Annotated in this window: 19 protein-coding genes; 3 read left to right on the top strand and 16 right to left on the bottom strand. The window is 60.7% G+C overall.

The features are described 5' to 3' along the window. Positions 1-2: 2 nt before the first annotated feature. The 6 genes from AOA62_RS19615 to ubiE are packed head-to-tail and all read right to left on the bottom strand — an operon-like array spanning position 3 to position 4,070. Entirely contained in the window at positions 3-281 is a 279-nt protein-coding gene (locus AOA62_RS19615) for a twin-arginine translocase TatA/TatE family subunit (protein WP_017138591.1), read from the bottom strand. Between the two features lie 25 nt (positions 282-306). Further along, positions 307-639 (bottom strand): phosphoribosyl-ATP diphosphatase, encoded by a 333-nt coding sequence (locus AOA62_RS19610; protein WP_017138590.1) that lies wholly within the window; start codon positions 637-639, stop codon positions 307-309. A 2-nt stretch (positions 640-641) separates the two neighbouring features. After that, positions 642-1,034, bottom strand: a complete 393-nt coding sequence (gene hisI, locus AOA62_RS19605; RefSeq protein ID WP_012721796.1) for a phosphoribosyl-AMP cyclohydrolase — start codon at positions 1,032-1,034, stop codon at positions 642-644. 41 nt (positions 1,035-1,075) lie between these two features. After that, the gene (gene ubiB, locus AOA62_RS19600; protein ID WP_017138588.1) at positions 1,076-2,680 is read right to left on the bottom strand and encodes a ubiquinone biosynthesis regulatory protein kinase UbiB; all 1,605 of its coding nucleotides are present in this window, start codon (positions 2,678-2,680) and stop codon (positions 1,076-1,078) included. Further along, positions 2,677-3,300 (bottom strand): SCP2 domain-containing protein, encoded by a 624-nt coding sequence (locus tag AOA62_RS19595; RefSeq protein ID WP_017138587.1) that lies wholly within the window; start codon positions 3,298-3,300, stop codon positions 2,677-2,679. Before AOA62_RS19595 ends, ubiB begins: the two co-directional genes overlap by 4 nt. Beyond that, positions 3,300-4,070, bottom strand: coding sequence for a bifunctional demethylmenaquinone methyltransferase/2-methoxy-6-polyprenyl-1,4-benzoquinol methylase UbiE (gene ubiE, locus AOA62_RS19590; protein WP_003171186.1), 771 nt, complete (start codon positions 4,068-4,070; stop codon positions 3,300-3,302). The genes AOA62_RS19595 and ubiE overlap by 1 nt, the downstream gene beginning before the upstream one ends. Before the next feature lie 145 nt (positions 4,071-4,215). Between ubiE and AOA62_RS19585 the strand changes: the two genes are divergently transcribed. From AOA62_RS19585 to AOA62_RS19575, 3 genes are all read left to right on the top strand, one after another. Beyond that, a complete protein-coding gene (locus tag AOA62_RS19585; RefSeq protein ID WP_017138585.1) occupies positions 4,216-4,491 on the top strand; it encodes a polyhydroxyalkanoic acid system family protein in 276 nt (91 codons plus the stop codon). 105 nt (positions 4,492-4,596) lie between these two features. Continuing rightward, positions 4,597-5,019, top strand: coding sequence for a phasin family protein (locus AOA62_RS19580; RefSeq protein WP_017138584.1), 423 nt, complete (start codon positions 4,597-4,599; stop codon positions 5,017-5,019). Positions 5,020-5,031: 12 nt separating this feature from the next. Continuing rightward, entirely contained in the window at positions 5,032-6,045 is a 1,014-nt protein-coding gene (locus AOA62_RS19575; RefSeq protein WP_099549480.1) for a phasin family protein, read from the top strand. 172 nt (positions 6,046-6,217) lie between these two features. Here the strand turns inward: AOA62_RS19575 and AOA62_RS19570 are convergent, their stop codons facing one another. From AOA62_RS19570 to AOA62_RS19520, 10 genes are all read right to left on the bottom strand, one after another. Then, the gene (locus AOA62_RS19570) at positions 6,218-6,838 is read right to left on the bottom strand and encodes a TetR/AcrR family transcriptional regulator (RefSeq protein ID WP_017138582.1); all 621 of its coding nucleotides are present in this window, start codon (positions 6,836-6,838) and stop codon (positions 6,218-6,220) included. Between the two features lie 27 nt (positions 6,839-6,865). Then, positions 6,866-8,548: a class II poly(R)-hydroxyalkanoic acid synthase gene (phaC, locus tag AOA62_RS19565; protein ID WP_099549479.1), complete on the bottom strand. Its 1,683-nt coding sequence runs from the start codon at positions 8,546-8,548 to the stop codon at positions 6,866-6,868. Positions 8,549-8,636: 88 nt separating this feature from the next. Beyond that, entirely contained in the window at positions 8,637-9,482 is an 846-nt protein-coding gene (gene phaZ / locus AOA62_RS19560) for a poly(3-hydroxyalkanoate) depolymerase (protein ID WP_017138580.1), read from the bottom strand. A 166-nt stretch (positions 9,483-9,648) separates the two neighbouring features. After that, positions 9,649-11,328 (bottom strand): class II poly(R)-hydroxyalkanoic acid synthase, encoded by a 1,680-nt coding sequence (phaC, locus tag AOA62_RS19555; protein WP_099549478.1) that lies wholly within the window; start codon positions 11,326-11,328, stop codon positions 9,649-9,651. 249 nt (positions 11,329-11,577) lie between these two features. Continuing rightward, positions 11,578-11,955 (bottom strand): gamma-butyrobetaine hydroxylase-like domain-containing protein, encoded by a 378-nt coding sequence (locus AOA62_RS19550; RefSeq protein WP_017138579.1) that lies wholly within the window; start codon positions 11,953-11,955, stop codon positions 11,578-11,580. 183 nt (positions 11,956-12,138) lie between these two features. Continuing rightward, on the bottom strand, positions 12,139-13,476 hold the full coding sequence (gene hslU / locus AOA62_RS19545) for an ATP-dependent protease ATPase subunit HslU (protein ID WP_017138578.1): 1,338 nt from the start codon (positions 13,474-13,476) through the stop codon (positions 12,139-12,141). A gap of 36 nt (positions 13,477-13,512) precedes the next feature. Continuing rightward, a complete protein-coding gene (gene hslV, locus AOA62_RS19540; RefSeq protein WP_010563201.1) occupies positions 13,513-14,043 on the bottom strand; it encodes an ATP-dependent protease subunit HslV in 531 nt (176 codons plus the stop codon). A gap of 258 nt (positions 14,044-14,301) precedes the next feature. Then, complete coding sequence (locus AOA62_RS19530) at positions 14,302-15,003, bottom strand: SPOR domain-containing protein (protein WP_017138577.1); 702 nt, start codon at positions 15,001-15,003, stop codon at positions 14,302-14,304. A gap of 1 nt (position 15,004) precedes the next feature. Beyond that, complete coding sequence (gene argS, locus AOA62_RS19525; RefSeq protein WP_099549476.1) at positions 15,005-16,741, bottom strand: arginine--tRNA ligase; 1,737 nt, start codon at positions 16,739-16,741, stop codon at positions 15,005-15,007. Between the two features lie 204 nt (positions 16,742-16,945). Then, positions 16,946-19,165: a primosomal protein N' gene (locus AOA62_RS19520; protein WP_099549475.1), complete on the bottom strand. Its 2,220-nt coding sequence runs from the start codon at positions 19,163-19,165 to the stop codon at positions 16,946-16,948. Between the last annotated feature and the right edge of the window lie 195 nt (positions 19,166-19,360).

Here is a 19,360-nt window from a genome sequence, read left to right as displayed (position 1 = left end):
GCTCACGAGTCTTTGCGGGTCGGCTCTTGGACTTTTTCAGCCTGCACGTCGAAGGTACGACGCTCGGTGATCGGCTGGGTGGCCTGTGGGTGTACAGGCTGCACCGGTGGTACCGGATTGGCCATCGGGTCGGCCGGTTTTTCATCGTCGTTCATGGCTTTACGAAAGCCCTTGATCGACTCGCCCACGTCAGTGCCCAGGTTCTTGAGTTTCTTGGTGCCGAACACCAGTACCACGACCACCAGAATGACGATCCAGTGTTTCCAGTCAAAAATGCCCATGCTGCAATTCCTCTGTAAAAGTTATTCAGGCGGACGGGCGCGAGGCCTTTTCTGCATGCCCGGACAAGCCGAAGCGACGGTCCAGTTCATCCAACACGGCCTGTGGGTGCTGCCCCAGTTGGGCGAGCATGACCAGGCTATGGAACCACAAGTCTGCGGTCTCGTAGATTACATCGCTGTAATCACCGCTGATTTGCGCATCTTTGGCGGCAATAATCGTCTCGATCGACTCTTCGCCAAGTTTTTCCAGAATCTTGTTCAAGCCCTTGTGGTAAAGGCTTGCGACATAGGAGCTGTCGGCGTCCGCGCCTTTGCGGTCTTCCAGCACCTGGGCCACACGGTTCAGGGTATCGCTCATGTTCAGTGTCCTGCGGAATAAATGGCGTGCGGGTCTTTGAGCACCGGTTCCACAACCTTCCACTCGCCGTTTTCGAACACGCGATAGAAGCAGCTGTGACGGCCGGTATGGCAGGCGATATCGCCGATCTGCTCGACCTTCAGGATCACCACGTCGGCGTCACAGTCGATGCGCATCTCATGCAGGGTCTGCACGTGCCCGGACTCTTCGCCCTTGCGCCACAGTTTGCCACGCGAACGTGACCAGTAAATGGCGCGCTGCTCAGTGGCGGTGAGGCTCAAGGCCTCGCGGTTCATCCAGGCCATCATTAATACGCGCCCGGTCTTGTAGTCCTGGGCAATGGCCGGCACCAGGCCGTCACTGTCCCACTTGATCTCGTCCAGCCAGTCTTTCATGTTCGGCTCCGGCAATTTGCGACAGTGTATAACCGGATCGGCTATCGGCGCACGATCAGATAAACACCCACGGCGACCATGATGCCAGCCGGCCAATGGCCCAATTGGTTCAGCGGCCCGCCAATCGCCAGCATCACGCCGCCGACCAAATGGGCGGCGCCCAGCAGGCGCAGGAACCAGTCGTCCTTGCGCCTGTGCCACGGCGGTGCAGGGTCTTTGGCGTGGGGCTGGGACATGCGCTCCAGCAGGTCGCGGGTCATGTTGGCCAGGTGCGGCAGTTGTTCGAACTGGCTGTGCAGGTTGCCCAGCAGGGTTTTCGGGCTGACGCGCTCGCGCATCCAGCGTTCCAGGAACGGCTGCGCGGTGTTCCACAAGTCCAGGTCCGGGTACAGCTGGCGGCCCAGGCCTTCGATGTTGAGCAAGGTTTTTTGCAGCAGTACCAGCTGCGGCTGCACTTCCATATTGAAGCGCCGCGCGGTCTGGAACAGACGCATCAGCACCTGGCCGAAGGAAATATCTTTTAACGGTTTTTCAAAGATCGGCTCGCACACCGTGCGGATCGCGGCTTCGAATTCGTTGAGCTTGGTTTCGGCTGGCACCCAGCCCGAATCGATGTGCAACTGCGCCACGCGGCGGTAATCGCGCTTGAAAAAGGCGAACAGGTTGCGTGCCAGGTAATCCTGGTCTTCCGGGGTCAGGCTGCCGACGATGCCGCAGTCGATCGCAATGTATTGCGGGCTCCACGGGTTGACGGTGCTGACGAAAATGTTGCCCGGGTGCATGTCGGCGTGGAAGAAGCTGTCGCGAAACACCTGGGTGAAGAAGATTTCCACGCCGCGCTCGGCAAGCATCTTCATGTCGGTGCGCTGGTCGGCAAGAGTGGCGAGGTCGGTGACCTGCACGCCGTAGATGCGCTCCATCACCAGCACTTTGGGACGGCACCAGTCCCAATACACCTGCGGCACGTACAGCAGCGCTGAACCTTCGAAGTTGCGTTTGAGCTGGCTGGCGTTGGCCGCTTCGCGCAGTAGGTCGAGTTCGTCGTAGATGGTTTTTTCGTAGTCGGCAACCACGTCCACCGGGTGCAGCAGGCGCGCATCGGCGGAGAAACGTTCGGCGGCGCGGGCGAGGATAAACAGCCACGCCAGGTCCTGGCCGATGATCGGCTTGAGGCCGGGGCGGATGACCTTTACCACCACTTCTTCGCCGGTCTTCAATTGTGCGGCATGCACCTGCGCCACCGAGGCCGAGGCCAGTGGCTCGACGTCGAAACGGCTGAACACCTCGCTGATCTTCTTGCCCAGCTGTTCTTCGATCAGCTTCATCGACTGCTGGGAATCAAACGGCGGCACGCGATCCTGCAACAGCATCAGCTCGTCGGCAATGTCTTCGGGCAGCAAATCGCGGCGTGTCGAGAGGATCTGCCCGAACTTGATAAAGATCGGCCCCAGGTCCTGTAACGCCAGGCGCAGGCGCGCGCCACGGCTCAGTTCCAGCGGTTTGCGCGGGAACCAGCGCCACGGCAACACATAGCGCACGGCCAGCAAAAACCACGGCAACGGCAGGGCGAACAGCAGGTCATCGAGGCGGTAGCGGATTACGACGCGCTGGATACGAAACAAACGGCGGACGGCGAGCAGCTTCATGCGTTATCGCTTGGATCAAGGGAACGGCTCAGGCGCTCGAAGCGTGCCTCAAGGCGTTCCAGGTCGATTTTGGCCTTGTCGAGTTCGCGAAAGCGCGCTTGCGCTTCCCGTTCTCCGACCAGGGTGCGCGATTCTTCGCTCAGGTATTCGGCGAGGTTCTGGTTGAGGCTGGCGAACCCTTGCTGGTACCAGCGCGAGCGGCTGCGCAGGTGCCCGCTGATCAGTTGGGTGGCCACCGGACCAATCCAGCGTGACAGCTCGTATTCCCAATCCAGTTCCAGATCTTGCAGAACGGCGGCCAGGTCCATCAGCACGGCGCTGTCGCCTTCCAGCTCCACGTCGGGGCTGTGCAGGATCGCGGTCTTGTTGCGGCTCAGCGCCAGGTGCAACAGGCTCGAGGCGGGTGCGCGCAGGGTGCAGTCGGCCTCGGCGGCCCAATCGCCGGCGAGCAGCAGGCCTTCATCGCTGGGCAGGATAAACAGCTGCAGGGCGGGGCTGGTGCAATCGACGGCAATGACTTTGCCGTTCAAGTGCGCAAGCCGCGCCAGGGCGGTGCTGTCCAGGCGCAGGACACGGTTGATGCCGTGTTCGACGCTGGCGAGGAGGCCTGCGAACAGCATCAGGGCTTGATGCCGCGGTGCAGGGCGACGATGCCTGAGGTCATGTTGTGGTAGGTCACGCGGTCGAAACCGGCCTCTACCATCATCGACTTCAGGGTTTCCTGGTCGGGGTGCATGCGGATCGATTCGGCCAGGTAGCGGTAGCTCTCGGCGTCATTGGTGATCAGCTTGCCCATCAGCGGCATGAAGGCGAACGAGTAGGTGTCGTAGACCTTGGACATCAGCGCGTTGGTCGGCTTGGAGAACTCCAGCACCAACAGGCGGCCGCCCGGCTTGAGTACGCGCAGCATCGAGCGGATGGCGTCCTCTTTATGGGTCACGTTGCGCAGGCCGAACGCGATGGTCACGCAGTCGAAATGGTTGTCCGGGAACGGCAGCTTTTCCGCATCGGCCTGGACGAATTCGATATTGCCGGCCACACCTTTATCCAGCAGGCGATCACGGCCGACCTTGAGCATCGAACCGTTGATGTCCGCCAGCACGACCTGGCCGGTCGGGCCAACCAGCTTGGAGAACTTGGCCGCCAGATCGCCCGTGCCGCCGGCGATGTCGAGCACGCGGTTGCCGGTGCGTACACCCGACAACTCGATGGTGAAGCGCTTCCACAGGCGGTGCATGCCGCCCGAGAGCACGTCGTTCATCAGGTCGTACTTGGCCGCAACGGAGTGGAACACCTCAGCGACTTTTTCCGCTTTCTGGCTTTCCGGAACGTTCTTGAAGCCGAAGTGAGTGGTGGGTTCGGCATCGCTGCCTTTGCGCTGATCAGTCATATCGCTGTCACCAAAAGAGAATGCGGGACATGATAATCCCCACCGCCTGCTTTGTCTTGGCAAGGCTGAAGGTAAGATAGGTGTTCATCGAGACCTTTTGCCGCATGGCAGGTGTTCTGAGTCGATATAAAGAGGAGTCATTGCAATGGCCCGTATTACCGTTGAGCGTGCACATTCCCTGGGTAAAGAAGGCGCGCGCGCGAAGGCCGAGAAGTTGGCGCACAAACTCAAGGAGCAATATGGCCTGGAGTCATCGTGGTCGGGCGATAGCCTGAACCTCAAGCGTTCGGGGGTTAAAGGCACGGTGTTAGTCGCCGATGAATCGCTGCGCATTGATGTTGAATTGGGCCTGTTGATGTCGGCCATGAGCGGCACCATCAAGTCTGAAATCGAGAAAGCCCTGGATAAGGCGCTGGCCTGATCAATGTGTTCTTAGGGTGCCGATTCTAATTTTCCAGCCTACTTTGTGCCCAAGCCCTCAACTCCTGCGGGCCGTTCCTCGACCCTAATCTGCGTGAGGTGCACCATGGCCAAAGTTATTTTGAAGAAAAAAATCGACCTTCAGTCCACTGCCCTGAGTGACGTTAAAAGCTACGCCCGCAAGATCTGGCTGGCAGGACTTGGCGCCTATGCCAAGGTCGGCAGCGAAGGCGGCGAGTACTTCAAAGAGCTGGTCAAGACCGGTCAACATGTTGAAAGTAAAGGCAAAAAAGTTGTGGTTGAACAACTTGATGCTGCCAACAGTCAGATTGACCAAGTAAAGAGTAATGTCTCCAGCGTCAAAGGTTTGGTTGAAGTTCAACTGGATAAAGTTGAAAAAGCTTTTGACACGCGTGTTGCAAGTGCCTTGAATCGAATCGGCATTGCGTCTAAACATGACGTGGAGACACTCTCTGCTAAGCTCGAAGAGCTGACGACATTGCTAGAACGTGTCGCGCGTAAACACTAAGGAGACATCGGGATGGCTGTTAAAAAGACTACTCAGAAAGAAGGCAGCTCGTGGATCGGGGAGGTTGAAAAATATTCCCGTAAGATCTGGCTTGCTGGTTTAGGCGTGTACTCGAAGGTTAGCAGTGACGGCGGCAAATACTTCGAGACATTGGTCAAGGACGGCGAAAAGGCCGAGAAGTTGACCAAGACCACGGTTGGTAAAAAAGTTGAAGCGGCCAAGGCCACTGCCGGCTCTGCCAAGTCGAGCATTTCTGACACTTGGGGCAAGTTGGAAGAAACCTTCGACAAGCGTCTCAACAGTGCCATTTCGCGACTGGGCGTGCCCAGCAAAGCGGAACTGAAGACGCTGCACAGCAAGGTCGATACCCTGACCAAGCAAATCGAAAAACTCACTGGCGCTAAAGTGGCTCCAGCCAAAACCGCCGCCGCTAAACCGGCTGCCAAGCCTGCGGCTAAAACTGCGGCTGCTAAACCGGCTGCCAAAACCGCCGCCAAGCCTCTGGTTAAAGCGGCCGCCAAGCCAGCTGCCAAACCTGCGGCCAAGGCCCCGGCTAAAGCTGCGGCAAAACCCGCTGCAAAAACCGCAGCTGCCAAACCGGCTGCCAAGCCTGCAGCAAAACCCGTGGCCGCTAAAGCCGCTGCCAAGCCTGCGGCTAAGCCGGCTGCCAAAGCAGCAGCAAAACCAGCAGCAAAACCAGCGGCCAAGCCTGCGGCTAAAACCGCCGCTGCCAAACCTGCTGCCAAGCCGGCCGCTGCGAAACCTGCAGCCAAACCAGCCGCCGCTAAAGCCGCTGCCAAACCTGCTGCAGCAAAACCTGTGGCTGCCAAGCCTGCGGCAAAACCTGCCGCCGCGAAGAAGCCAGCAGTAGCCAAGAAGCCAGCAGCGTCCAAACCTGCTGTTGCGGCCAAGCCTGCAACTCCAGCGCCAACCGCTTCTACAGCCAATTCGGTGTCCGCACCGACACATGCTCCTGCCGCCCCGACTGCAACGCCGGTAACCCCGACGCCATCCAGTCAGTCCTGATTTTTTCAGGGCACAAAAAACGCCCGGCCTGTGAAGGTCGGGCGTTTTTTATGGAAGTCTCATATACACCGCATTTCCAATGTGGGAGCGGGCTTGCCCGCGATGGCGGAGTGTCAGCCACCCAGGTATTGGCTGATAAATTGCTATCGCGGGCAAGCCCGCTCCCACATTTTTAATCGATATCATCCAGGTATTTGAGCGCAAACCGCTCAGTTGCCTGCCGCGCCGGCAATAGCAGATGCGGCGCCACCAGCATCATCACCTGGTACACCACCACCCGCACCTCGCCTTCACGGTCGAGAATCCGTTGGTAGTCCAGGGAAAACAGCAGGGTCATGGTGATCTGTTCCACCAATTGCCCCAGTGCCTGGGTGTCACTGACCAACTGTCCCGCTGCCTTCAGGCGCGCAAGCAGTGAAGCCAGGGTGCGCTTGAGCGCCGTGAGCAAGTTGCGAATGCCCTTGGCCAGCTTTGGCAGGCGCCCGGCCAGGTTCGACAGGTCCTGGAACAGGAACCGGTAGTGGGCCATGCGCTCGATGATCAGGTGCAGGAACAGCCAGTAATCTTCGGGTTTGAGTTGCGCATCTGCCGGCGGGTCGAGCAGCGGCGCCAGTTCATTCTGGAAACGCTCGAACAACCCGAGCACCAAGGGCTCCTTGCCATGGAAATGGTAATAAAGGTTGCCGGGGCTGATCCCCATTTCATTGGCCACCTCCATGGTCGACACGTTCGGTTCGCCCTTGTGGTTGAACAACTGCAGGGCACATTCAAGGATACGGTCGCGGGTCTTCATCCAGTCTTCTTAATGTGATCGTTGAGCTCAACGCACCCGCACGTAAGTGCCTGGCGCCGCTTCCATCGGTGGGTAATTCTGGTTGCCCAGGGCGGTGAGTGTTTCGCGTTGCACGCCCGAACGTTGCTGGATCCACGCAAGCCACTGCGGCCACCAGCTGCCTTCGACGTGACTGGCGTCGTAGTACCAGGCACGCGGGTCGCTGCTCAGCTTGGGGTTCTCGACGTAGTTGGCCTTGGGGTTGCCCGGCGGGTTGAGAATGCTTTGGATATGCCCGCTGTTGGACAGCACAAAGCGCCGCTCGCCGCCCAGCAGTTGCGTGGAGCGATACACCGCGTCCCACGGCGTGATGTGGTCGTTGATCCCGGCCACGCTGAAGCTGTCCACTGTGACCTTCTGCAGGTCGATGGGCGTGCCGCACACCTCAAGGCCACCCGGATGGCTGAGCGGGTTGTGCTTGAAGAAGTCCAGCAGGTCGCCATGCAACGCGGCGGGCAGGCGCGTGTTGTCGTTGTTCCAGTAGAGGATGTCGAACGCCGGCGGTTCTTTGCCCAGCAGGTAATTATTGATCCAGTAGTTCCAGATCAGATCGTTGGGGCGCATCCAGGCGAAGACCTTGGCCATGTCGCGACCCTCCAGCACGCCTTGCTGGTAGGAGCGGCGCTTGGCGGCCTCCAGGGTCTGTTCATCGGCAAACAAGGTGGCGGGGCTGTCGATCTGGCTGTCCAGCAGGCTCACCAGGTAACTGGCGCTGGAGATGCGCCGCAGCTGGCGCTTGGCTTGCAGGTGGCCTTGCAGCGCGGCGATGGTCAAGCCACCGGCGCAGGCGCCCATCAGGTTGACCTCACGGGCACCGGTGATTGCCCGGCACACGTTCAGCGCTTCCTCCAGCGCCGCCACATAGGTGGACAGGCCCCACTCGCGGTGACGCACATCCGGGTTGCGCCAGCTGACCATAAACGTCTGCAGGCCGTTTTTCAGGGCGTACTGCACAAAGCTGTTGGCGGGGCTGAGATCGAAGATGTAGTACTTGTTGATTTGCGGCGGCACGATCAGCAACGGCTTGGCGTACTGCTTTTCGCTCATGGGCTTGTACTGGATCAGTTCCAGCAGCTCGTTGCGAAACACCACGGAGCCCGCGGTCGTTGCCACCGTTTTGCCCACTTCAAAAGCGTGTTTGCTGACCTGGCTGGGCAGGCCGTTGTTGTGCAACAAATCGTTAAACAAATTACTCACGCCGCGCACCACACTGTTGCCGCCGGAGTTGAGCAGCTCCTTGATGGCCAGCGGGTTGAGCAAGGTGTTGGAGGGCGAGACGGCATCGTTGATCAGCGAGAAGGCAAAGTGCGCGCGGGCGCGGTCATCGGCGCTCATCGAGCTGTCGTCGATCCAGTGACGCGTTTGTTTCTGCCAGCTCAAATAGGCTTGCAGGCTGCGCCGGTACAGCGGATTAAGCGTCCAGGTGGGGTCGGAGAAGCGGCTGTCAGCGGGGTTGGGGGCCTGTACGGTTTCACCCAGCAGCACGCGACCGAGTTGGCCGCCCAAGGCCAGGGCGTGCCGAGCGGTGTACAGCGGGTTGCGCAAGCCATGGTTGGCGACACTGCGCAGCGTCGCCAGCAAATCGCGGCCCCGCAGGCCACTGATCGCATTTTGCGCGTTGATGAACGCGGCCGGGGTGGGCGCCGGGTTCGTCACGGGTCTTTCTCGCATGAGCCAACACTCCTTCGTCAAGCCATCAACAGGCACGCCAATTCAGAACCATAGTCGGTTCCTGGCAAGTTGCGCGGCGGCGTAGTCCTTACACCGCTGGTCGAGGGTGAATCACCGCACGCAGGCGCTCCTCTTCAAGAAACTTCATGATGATCGGCGCCACGGCTTCGGCGCGGGTGATCAGGAACAAGTGGCCATCATCGATGATGTGCAACTGTGCGTTGGGAATGCGCCAGGCGAGCATGCGCATATTGATCAGCGGGATCAGCGGGTCGTCGTCGCCGGCCAGCACCAGCGTCGGCTGGCGGATCTTGTGCAGCCAGTGAATGCTGGTCCAGCCAAGGCCCGCAAACAGCTGCCAGTAGTAACCGAGCTTGCCCGCCGAGCGCACCTTGCTGGCGTGTTCGGCGGCCAGTTTGGAGTCGCGGCGGAACGAGCCGCCATAAATCATCGGTGCAATTCGCACCACGTGGGACGGTTGGATATAGCGCCTGGGGCTTGCCATCAGCCACAGCACCTTGGGTTTGCCCGGCACCATAAAGGCCCCGGCTGCCGTCGCCGCCAGGATCAGTTTTTTGCAGCGCTCGGGGTAGTCATAGGCAAACTGCTGCGCCAACGCGCCGCCCCAGGACACACCCACCGCATTCACCTGGCCATAGTCCAGGTAATCGAGCATGCGTGCGGTGAGCTTGGCCAGACCGGGAAAGCGATAGGGCACGCTGGGTGTGGAAGACCCCCCCACACCTGGCACATCGAAGGCGATCACTTCCAGGTCCGGGTCCAGCGCCTGGACGAACGGAAACACCAGCTCAAGGTTGGCGCCGATGCCGTTGAAGATCAGCAGCGGCGTCAAGTGAGGCTTGCCCGGGCGTACCGCCGTACGGATGGTCTGGCCATCCAGGTCGATGGTACGGAAGATGAACGGTTGCGGCATGCTCAAGCCCTGTGAAGTGGCGCTATTTGTCTGGAAAAACTCGGTTCCTGTGGGAGCTGGCTTGCCTGCGATAGCAATCTTTCAGTTAGCTCATCAGCTAGCTGGCCCACCGCTATCGCAGGCAAGCCAGCTCCCACATTGATCGCATTTCTACCGCAAAATCTGCTTATCGTTCGTGCACATAAGTACCCGGTGCCGCCTCGGCTGCGGCATAGGCTTTGTTACCCAGGCTTGTAGGTGCTTTCTTCAGTTTGCCCGCCCGCTCGGCCTGCCACGCCTGCCAATGCAGCCACCATGAGTCAGTATGCTTGGTGGCATTCTCCTGCCACTCCAGCGGCTTGCCCGCCAACCCATCGCTGGTCTGGTAACGCGCCTTGGGGTTGCCTGGCGGGTTGAGGATGCTCTGGATATGCCCGCTGCTGGACAACACAAACTCCACTTTGCCACCAAACAGCTGCGCCGATTTGTAGCACGACTGCCACGGCGTGATGTGGTCGTTGGTGCCGGCCAGGGAATAGATATCGGCGGTCACCTGCTTGAGGTCGATCGGCGTGCCGCACACTTCCAGGGCATTGGCGCGTACCAGCGGGTTGTTCTTGAACAGCTCAATCAAATCGCCATGGAAGGCGGCCGGCAAACGTGTGGTGTCGTTGTTCCAGAACAGGATGTCGAACACCGGCGGCTCGTTGCCGAGCAGGTAGTTATTGACCCAGTAGTTCCAGATCAGGTCGTTGGGGCGCATCCAGGCGAAGACCTTGGCCATGTCGCGGCCCTCCAGCACACCGGCCTGGTAAGAATGGCGCTTGGCGGCTTCCAGGGTCTGTTCGTCGACAAACAGCGCCACCTGGGTGTCCAGGGTGGTGTCCAGCACACTCACCAGCAGGGTCAGGGCGTTGACCTTCTTCTCGCCCAGCGCCGCGTAGTGGCCCAGCAGGGCGGTGCAGGTGATGCCGCCCGAGCAGGCGCCGAGCATGTTCACGTCTTTGCTGCCGGTAATCGCCGTGACCACATCGACCGCTTCCTTGAGCGCCTCGATATAGGTCGACAGGCCCCACTCGCGCTGCGCCTTGGTCGGGTTGCGCCAACTGACGATAAACGTCTGCTGGCCATTGCGCAGGCAGAAGCGCGCCAGGCTCTTCTCCGGGCTCAGGTCGAATACATAGAATTTGTTGATCTGCGGCGGCACCACCAGCAGTGGGCGTTCGTGCACCTGCTCGGTGATGGGCTTGTACTGGATCAGCTCCAGCACGTCATTGCGAAACACCACGGCGCCTTCAGTGGTGCCCAGGGTCTTGCCGACTTCAAAGGCACCCATGTTGACCTGGCTGGGCATGCCGCCGTTGTGCACCATGTCTTTGGCCAAGTGGGACAGGCCATCAAGCAGGCTTTTGCCGCCGGTTTCAAAGAAGCGCTTGACCGCCGCCGGGTTGGCCGCGCTGTTGGTGGGGGCCATGGCTTCGGTCATCAGGTTGATCACGAAGTGGCCGCGGCTGATGTCCTGTTCCGACAGGTTACTGTCGCCGATCCAGTCGTGCAGTTCCTTGCGCCACGCCAGGTAAGTTTGCAGGTAACGCTTATAGAGCGGGTTCTGGCTCCACGCCGGGTCGTTGAAGCGACGGTCATCGCCTTCGGGGGCCAGTGCGGATTTGCCGAACATCACGTTCTTCAATTCCACGCCAAAATGCGCGACGTGTTTGACGCTGTGCAACGGTTGCTTGATGGCTTGGGTCAGTACCATCTTCGCTGAGGCCAATAAATCCTTTTTGCGTAACGCGATGATCGGGTTCAGCCCCAGGGTGTTTTCCGAGGCCTGGCGTTTCAAGTCATCGTTATTCTTGTTACTCATCTACGACGCTCCATTGTCCGAAAGACGAGTACCGGCGATTGCTGCGCACCCAATTTCGATACACGACACCAGCCTGGTACTGCGACTCGGGTGACCGTTGATACCGCATCGTCAAATGCAGGGAACTTGCCAGTTCCATTGGTTACCCGAGTTTAATTTTTTTCGCAAGCGGGCCAATCGTTGACCACGCGACAGGGCATTCAAGCAGATGAAATTAGAAAATGCCCTCTAAAGAGCGAGACGCCTGAGTTAGAGCATCAGCCGCACGACCGATTCGCTCGGGTCGCGGGTTTTGCCGGCGGCTTTAAGCTCAGCCAGATAATCGGCCCACAACGCATCCTGGCGCACGGCCAACTGGTAGAGGTAGTCCCAGGTGAACAGTCCGCTGTCATGGCCGTCGTCGAAGGTCAATTTCAGTGCATATTGGCCGGCTGGTTCTATCTTGATCAGCCGCACGTTGAGCTTGCCGAACTGCAGGATGGGTTTGCCGTGGCCCTGGACCTCGGCGGAAGGCGAGTGGGTGCGTAGCAGCTCAGCGGGGAGCTGGTAGACCTCGCTCGGCCCATAGGTAAGGCCGAGGGTGTTGGAGGTTTTGTGCAGGTTTACAGCGGTGGGGAATTTGGTCATTGGAGAACCGCCCAGAGATAGTCCTGAGAACCGGCTTAAAACTGTAGGAGCTGGCTTGTGTGGGAGCCGGGCTTGCCCGCGATGCAGACACCTCGGTGTTTCAGAAACACTGAGGTGATGCTATCGCAGGCAAGCCAGCTCCCACACAAGTCCGGCTCCGACACAAGCCGTTTTCTGTGAGGCTTACAGGATATAACGAGACAGATCTTCGTTCTGCGCCAATTCGCCCAGGTGGCTATTGACGTACTCAGCGTCAATCTTGATCGCTTCGCCATTCTGCGAACCGGCCATGTCGCCAGCACTGAAGGACACTTCTTCCAGCAGACGCTCAAGCAGGGTGTGCAGGCGACGGGCACCGATGTTTTCGGTCTTCTCGTTGACCTGCCAGGCAATCTCCGCCAGGCGCTTGATGCCGTCCGGCTGGAATTCGATGCCCAAACCTTCGGTTTTCAGCAGTTCGCGGTATTGCTCGGTGAGCGAAGCATGCGGCTCGCTGAGGATACGTTCGAAGTCGCCGGGGGTCAGCGCCTTGAGTTCCACGCGAATCGGCAGACGGCCTTGCAGCTCCGGCACCAGGTCGCTGGGCTTGCTCAGGTGGAACGCGCCCGAGGCGATAAACAGGATGTGGTCGGTCTTGACCATGCCCAGCTTGGTGTTCACCGTGCAGCCTTCGATCAGCGGCAACAGGTCGCGCTGTACGCCTTCGCGGGACACATCGACGCCGCCGGAGTTGCCGCGCTTGGCCACCTTGTCGATCTCGTCGATAAACACGATACCGTGCTGCTCCACCGCTTCCAGGGCTTTGGCCTTGAGCTCTTCCTCATTCACCAGGCGCCCGGCTTCTTCGTCGCGCACCAGCTTCAGCGCGTCCTTCACCTTGAGCTTGCGGCTTTTCTTCTTGCCCTTGCCCATGTTGGCGAACAGGTTCTGCAACTGGCTGGTCATTTCTTCCATGCCGGGCGGTGCGGAGATGTCGACGCCGGACACTTCGGCCACTTCGATCTCGATTTCCTTGTCGTCCAGCTGGCCTTCACGCAGGCGCTTGCGGAACAGCTGACGGGTGTTGGAATCCGAGCTTGGCGCGGCGTCTTCGTTGAAACCCATGCGTGCCGGTGGCAGCAGGGCATCCAGGATGCGTTCTTCGGCGGCGTCTTCGGCGCGATGGCTGACCTTGGTCACTTCCTGCTCGCGGAGCATTTTCAGGGCGGCATCGGCCAGGTCACGGATGATCGACTCGACGTCACGGCCTACGTAGCCCACTTCGGTGAACTTGGTGGCTTCGACCTTGATGAACGGAGCATTGGCCAGTTTGGCCAGGCGTCGGGCGATTTCGGTTTTACCCACGCCTGTCGGCCCGATCATCAGGATGTTCTTGGGCGTTACTTCAACGCGCAGTTCTTCGGGCAGTTGCATCCGGCGCCAGCGGTTACGCAGCGCAATGGCAACGGCGCGCTTGGCATCGTCCTGGCCGATGATATGGCGATTAAGTTCATGGACGATTTCGCGGGGAGTCATGGACATAGTGTTTGGCGGCCTCAAGCGGAATAAGCCTACGGCTTACTCGGCGAGGTCCTGCTCCTCAATGGTGAAGTTGTGGTTGGTGAACACGCAGATATCGCCGGCGATACCCAGGGCGGTCTCGACGATTTCGCGGGCCGACAGGTCGGTTTTCTTCAACAGGGCGCTGGCTGCCGCCTGGGCGTAGCCGCCGCCGGAACCCATGGCGATCAGGCCGTGCTCGGGTTCAACCACATCGCCGTTACCGGTGATGATCAAGGATGCGTCTTTGTTGGCGACCGCCAACATGGCTTCCAGGCGGCTGAGGGAACGGTCGGTGCGCCATTCTTTGGCGAGTTCGACAGCGGCGCGAACCAGGTGGCCCTGGTGTTTTTCCAGCTGGCCTTCGAAGCGTTCGAAGAGGGTGAAGGCGTCGGCAGTGGCGCCAGCGAAACCGGCGAGAACCTGGCCGTGGTACAGGCGACGCACTTTCTTGGCGTTGCCTTTCATCACGGTGTTGCCCAGTGAAACCTGGCCGTCGCCGCCCATGACGACTTTGCCGTGGCGACGTACTGAAACGATGGTGGTCAAGGGGAGAGTCTCCACGCAGCGGGGCGAAAATGCCCTGATGGAATCTCATATGGGGGTGGCGGGGGGGATTTCAACCGTAGGACGTGTGTGCGGACGAGTGGTGTTTATGGGGCTGACACCTTCCAGAGAACACCACAAAACCAACTGTGGGAGCTGGCTTGCCTGCGATAGCGGTGTGTCAGTCACTGAAAATATGGACTGTTACATCGCTATCGCAGGCAAGCCAGCTCCCACATATTGATCAGCGTTGAGCCGGAATCAACGGCTCTGGCGTTGTTGTAACAACAGATTGCTAAAGCCTGCACCCGCCAGTTGCTTCTGCGCCACGGTCAGCTGTTCACGGTTGCTGAACGGCCCGACCAATACGCGATACCAGGTCGCATCCTTCACGGTGCCGGACTCCACTGTTACCGACTGGCCCAGCAGGATGATCTGCGCACGCACACGATCCGCATCCGCCTGTTTCGGGAACGAGCCCGCTTGCAGGAAGAACTTGGTCACCGGCGCCGCCTTGGTGGTCGCAACCGGTGGCGGTGGCGGCGGAGTGATCCCGGCCAACGCGGCTTGAGCGCGTGCGGTGTCGATTTTCGCGGCTTCCGCTGGTGTCACCGGCGTGGTCGGCACTTGTGGCGTCGGCAGGGTTTTCTCCGGCACGGCGTCAGGCGGCACGATCACTTCCGACTCCGGCAGCAGCGTGTAGAAGTCGTACTTGGGCTTTACCGGCGCGGTCGGGCTCGGCGCGGTCTTGTTGGCCTCGGCGATTTTCGTGGCCTTCTGCTGTTCTTGCTTGACCCGTTTGACGTCATCGCCCTTGCCGGGCTCCAGCTTCATCAGGATCACCACAAACGCGCCGACCGCCAGGCCGATAGCCATCCACAGCCAGCCCGGGATTGGCTTCTTCGCCGGTGCCTGATAGCGGCTGGCGCCGCGCTTGGGTGCAGGTTTTTTCTTGGCAGCCAACTTACATACGCTCCAGGGTTTCCAGGCCTAACAGTTCCAGGCCTTGCTTGAGGGTCCGTCCAGCCAGTGCGGCGAGGCGCAGGCGACTTTGCTTTTGGGCTTCGTCGTCTGCCGTAAGGATCGGGCAGTTCTCATAGAAGCTGGAGAACAGACCGGCGACTTCGTACAAATACGTGCAGAGGATATGCGGCGTGCCTTTTTCACCGACGCTGTTGAGCACTTCGCCGAACTGCGCCAGCTTGGCCGCCAGGTCCTGTTCATGCGGGGCATCCAGCACGATTTGGCCTTCAACCTCGCTGAAATCCTTGCCCAGCTTGCGGAACACGCCGGCCACACGGGTGTAAGCGTACAGCAGGTACGGCGCGGTGTTGCCTTCGAAGTTGAGCATCAGTTCGAAGTTGAAGCTGTAGTCGCTGGTGCGGTGCTTGGACAGGTCGGCGTACTTCACCGCACCAATACCTACCACGCGGGCGATATTGCGCAGGTCGGCTTCGGCCAACTCCGGGTTCTTTTCCTTCACCAGGTTGTAGGCACGGTCCTGGGCTTCGTTGAGCAGGTCGATCAGCTTCACGGTGCCGCCGTCGCGGGTCTTGAACGGGCGGCCATCGGCGCCGTTCATGGTGCCAAAACCCATGTGTTCCATGTGCATCGGGTGGGTGACGAAGCCTGCGCGGCGCGCCACTTCGAACACTTGCTGGAAGTGCAGGGCCTGGCGCTGGTCGACAAAATACAGCGCGCGGTCGGCCTTGAGCACGCCGCTGCGGTAGCGCACGGCTGCCAGGTCAGTGGTGGCGTACAGGTAGCCGCCGTCGGCCTTGACGATGATCACCGGCAGCGGCTCGCCGTCGGCGGTCTTGAATTCTTCGAGGAACACGCACTGCGCGCCGTTGCTCTCAACCAACAGGCTGGCAGCCTTGAGGTCGTTGACCACGTTGATCAGGTCGTCGTTGTAGGCGCTTTCGCCCATCACGTCGGCCATGGTCAGCTTCACGTTGAGCAGCTCGTAGATTTCCTGGCAGTGCGACAGCGAAATCTCACGGAAACGGCCCCACAGCGCCAGGCAATCTTCATCGCCGGCTTGCAGCTTGACCACCAGGCCACGGGCGCGGTCGGCGAACTCTTCGGAATCGTCGAAGCGCTTTTTGGCGGCGCGGTAGAAGTTTTCCAGGTCGGCCAGCTCGTTGCTGGTGATCGGGTTTTCCTGCAGGTAGGCCATCAGCATGCCGAACTGGGTGCCCCAGTCGCCCACGTGGTTCTGACGGATCACGTCGTCACCCAGGAACTCCAGCACCCGCGCCACGCCGTCACCAATGATGGTCGAGCGCAGGTGGCCCACGTGCATCTCTTTGGCCAGGTTGGGTGCCGACAGGTCAATCACCACACGCTCCACGGGGCCGGCCTTGCGCACGCCAATGTTGGCGTCGGCCAGGGCCGCGTCCAGGCGCGAAGCCAGGGCCTGGGTGTTCTGGAAGAAGTTGATAAAGCCTGGGCCGGCGATTTCGGCCTTGGTCACACTCTCGTCGGTCGGCAGCGCGGCGATGATTTTCTCCGCCAGGTCACGCGGTTTCATGCCGGCAGGCTTGGACAGCATCATCGCAATGTTGCTGGCAAAGTCGCCATGGGTCTTGTCGCGAGTGTTTTCCACCTGGATCGCCGGCGACAGGCCTTCAGGCAACACACCTTCGTTGACGAGTTGGGTGAGGGCTTGTTGGATCAGCTGGCGAATGGTGTCTTTCATGGTGTTCTCTTTCGACCGCAAGCGGCGGTGCGCGATGCGCAGGTGGAAAAACTCGGCATTATCCGTGGCGAGGGCGGGCTTGCCAACCGTTCAGACAGGTTGATGGACCTGCGGACCTCATCGCGGGCAAGCCCGCTCCCACATTTAAGGGGGTTCATATTTCAAAATGTGGGAGCTGGCTTGCCTGCGATAGCGATTTCGCAATCAATACAGGTCTACCGGATCCACATCCAACGACCATCGCACTTGGCGGCCGCTGGGCATTTGCTCCAGGGCAAGCATCCAGCTATTTAATAGTCGATGCAGCGGTGCACGGGACGTTGCCTGCAAGAGTAGCTGAGCGCGATACCGCCCGGCGCGCCGCTCCATCGGCGCGGGGACTGGGCCGAGCAATTCGATGCCGGCCAGACTCAACTCACCGAGCAAACGTTCGGCGGCGCTGCATGCCTCGTCGAGAAAATTTTCGGCCTGCCCTGGCTTGTGCGCTTCGGCGCGCAACAGTGCCAGGTGTGCAAACGGCGGCAGGCCGGCGGAGCGGCGTTCGCTCAGGGCCTGTTCGGCGAAAGCGAAGTAGCCCTGTTCTGTCAGTTGAATCAGCAAGGGGTGGTCAGCCAGATGCGTCTGGATAATCACCTTGCCCGGCTCTTCGGCGCGCCCGGCACGGCCTGCCACCTGCACGATCAGTTGCGCCATGCGTTCGCTGGCGCGGAAGTCGCCGGAGAACAAACCACCGTCGGCGTCCAGGATCGACACCAGCGTTACCCGTGGGAAGTGGTGCCCTTTGGCGAGCATCTGCGTGCCGATCAGGATGCACGGCTGGCCTTTCTGAATGGTCGCGAACAGCTGGTTCATCGCGTCTTTGCGCGAGGTGCTGTCGCGGTCGACGCGCAGCACCGGGTAATCCGGAAACAGAATGCCCAGGCGCTCCTCGGCACGCTCGGTGCCCGCACCCACGGGGCGCAAATCCACTTTGCCGCATTGTGGGCAGTGGCGCGGCACGCGCTCCACATGGCCGCAGTGGTGGCAGCGCAGCTCGCCGTGGCGCTGGTGTACGGTCATGCGCGCATCGCAGCGTTCGCACTCGGACATCCAGCCGCAGTCGTGGCACAGCAGCGTCGGCGCAAAGCCCCTACGGTTAAGAAACACCAGGACTTGCTGGCCGGCGGCGAGGGTTTGGCCGATGGCTTGCTGCATCGGCCCGGAAATGCCGCTGTCCAGTGGGCGGCTTTTTACATCCAGGCGCAGAAACCGTGGTTGCTTGGCGCCGCCGGCGCGCTCGTTGAGGCGCAGCAGGCCATAACGGCCGGTGTAGGCGTTGTGCAGGCTTTCCAGGGACGGTGTAGCCGAGCCGAGCACAATCGGGATGTCTTCCTGGCGCGCGCGTACCAGCGCCAGGTCGCGGGCGTGGTAGCGCAGGCCTTCCTGCTGTTTATAGGAGCCGTCGTGCTCCTCGTCGATGATGATCAGCCCGGGGTTTTTCATCGGCGTGAACAGTGCCGAGCGGGTGCCGATAATAATGTCGGCCTCGCCATCCCGCGCCGCCAGCCAGGCTTCCAGGCGCTCGCGGTCGTTGACCGCCGAATGCACCAGCGCGATGCGCGCGTTAAAACGTTGCTCGAAACGCGCCAGGGTTTGCGGGCCGAGGTTGATCTCCGGGATCAACACCAGTGCCTGCTTGCCGGCTTGCAGGGTTTCGCGGATCAGTTGCAAATACACTTCGGTCTTGCCGCTGCCGGTGACGCCGGCGAGCAGGAAGGCATGGAAGCTGTCGAAACCGGCGCGAATGGCTTCATAGGCGGCGCGTTGCTCGGGGTTCAGCGGCAACTCCGGTTGAGCCAGCCAGTGGTCATGGCGCGGGTCCGGCGCGTGCTTGCGGATTTCCACCTGCACCAAGCCCTTTGCCAGCAGCAAGTCGAGGCTGTCTTTGCTCAGCATCAGCTTGCTTAACAACTGGTGGGCTACGCCATGGGGGTGTTGGGCCAGGGTCGCGAGGGCTTCGCGTTGGCGTGGCGCGCGGGCGATGCGTGGGTCATCCAGGCGCGCGCCGGGCACCATCGACCAGAAACGCTCCTGGCGTGCTTCAGCCAGTTCGCCCTGGCGCAGCAGCACCGGCAGTGCCCAGCTCAGGGTATCGCCGAGGCTGTGCTGGTAATACTGTGCGGTCCACAGGCATAACTTGAACAGCGCGGGCGGCAGCGGCGGTGTAGCGTCGAGGATGGCCAGGGCCGGCTTGAGCTTTTCGGCGGGGACTTCGCTGTGGTCGGCCACCTCGATCAGGATGCCGATCATCTCGCGACGGCCAAACGGCACGCGCACGCGCATGCCCGGCTGCAACTGCGCCCGCAACACGCCGGCCGGGGCTCGGTAGTCGAACAGGCGGCGCAGGGGCGATGGCAGGGCTAGGCGCAAAATGGCGTCGGGCACGCGGGGAGTCTCATATAAAGGCAGGCAGTGGCGCAGGGGCGGGAGCCTAGCAGACCTGCGGTGGGGGTGTCCTGTCTTGCGGCACTTCTGTGGGCGCCGGGCTTGTTGTGGCGAGCAGGCTTGCCCCGCGCCGGGGGAGCCCGCTCCCCCCCAAAAAAGTACGGCCTTGCAGATGGGCGGTGGGGGGGGGGGGGT

This window comes from Pseudomonas sp. 2995-3, from assembly GCF_002742565.1.
In the GTDB taxonomy this organism is placed as follows: Bacteria; Pseudomonadota; Gammaproteobacteria; order Pseudomonadales; family Pseudomonadaceae; genus Aquipseudomonas; species Aquipseudomonas edaphica.
This window is presented reverse-complemented; position numbering and strand designations above follow the sequence as displayed.

Excerpts from the sequence above, each read along its gene's own strand:
- AOA62_RS19615 (WP_017138591.1), bottom strand. The coding sequence starts at position 281 with ATGGGCATTTTTGACTGGAAACACTGGATCGTCATTCTGGTGGTCGTG.
- AOA62_RS19610 (WP_017138590.1), bottom strand. The coding sequence starts at position 639 with ATGAGCGATACCCTGAACCGTGTGGCCCAGGTGCTGGAAGACCGCAAA.
- hisI (WP_012721796.1), bottom strand. The coding sequence starts at position 1,034 with ATGAAAGACTGGCTGGACGAGATCAAGTGGGACAGTGACGGCCTGGTG.
- ubiB (WP_017138588.1), bottom strand. The coding sequence starts at position 2,680 with ATGAAGCTGCTCGCCGTCCGCCGTTTGTTTCGTATCCAGCGCGTCGTA.
- AOA62_RS19595 (WP_017138587.1), bottom strand. The coding sequence starts at position 3,300 with ATGCTGTTCGCAGGCCTCCTCGCCAGCGTCGAACACGGCATCAACCGT.
- ubiE (WP_003171186.1), bottom strand. The coding sequence starts at position 4,070 with ATGACTGATCAGCGCAAAGGCAGCGATGCCGAACCCACCACTCACTTC.
- AOA62_RS19585 (WP_017138585.1), top strand. The coding sequence starts at position 4,216 with ATGGCCCGTATTACCGTTGAGCGTGCACATTCCCTGGGTAAAGAAGGC.
- AOA62_RS19580 (WP_017138584.1), top strand. The coding sequence starts at position 4,597 with ATGGCCAAAGTTATTTTGAAGAAAAAAATCGACCTTCAGTCCACTGCC.
- AOA62_RS19575 (WP_099549480.1), top strand. The coding sequence starts at position 5,032 with ATGGCTGTTAAAAAGACTACTCAGAAAGAAGGCAGCTCGTGGATCGGG.
- AOA62_RS19570 (WP_017138582.1), bottom strand. The coding sequence starts at position 6,838 with ATGAAGACCCGCGACCGTATCCTTGAATGTGCCCTGCAGTTGTTCAAC.
- phaC (WP_099549479.1), bottom strand. The coding sequence starts at position 8,548 with ATGCGAGAAAGACCCGTGACGAACCCGGCGCCCACCCCGGCCGCGTTC.
- phaZ (WP_017138580.1), bottom strand. The coding sequence starts at position 9,482 with ATGCCGCAACCGTTCATCTTCCGTACCATCGACCTGGATGGCCAGACC.
- phaC (WP_099549478.1), bottom strand. The coding sequence starts at position 11,328 with ATGAGTAACAAGAATAACGATGACTTGAAACGCCAGGCCTCGGAAAAC.
- AOA62_RS19550 (WP_017138579.1), bottom strand. The coding sequence starts at position 11,955 with ATGACCAAATTCCCCACCGCTGTAAACCTGCACAAAACCTCCAACACC.
- hslU (WP_017138578.1), bottom strand. The coding sequence starts at position 13,476 with ATGTCCATGACTCCCCGCGAAATCGTCCATGAACTTAATCGCCATATC.
- argS (WP_099549476.1), bottom strand. The coding sequence starts at position 16,741 with ATGAAAGACACCATTCGCCAGCTGATCCAACAAGCCCTCACCCAACTC.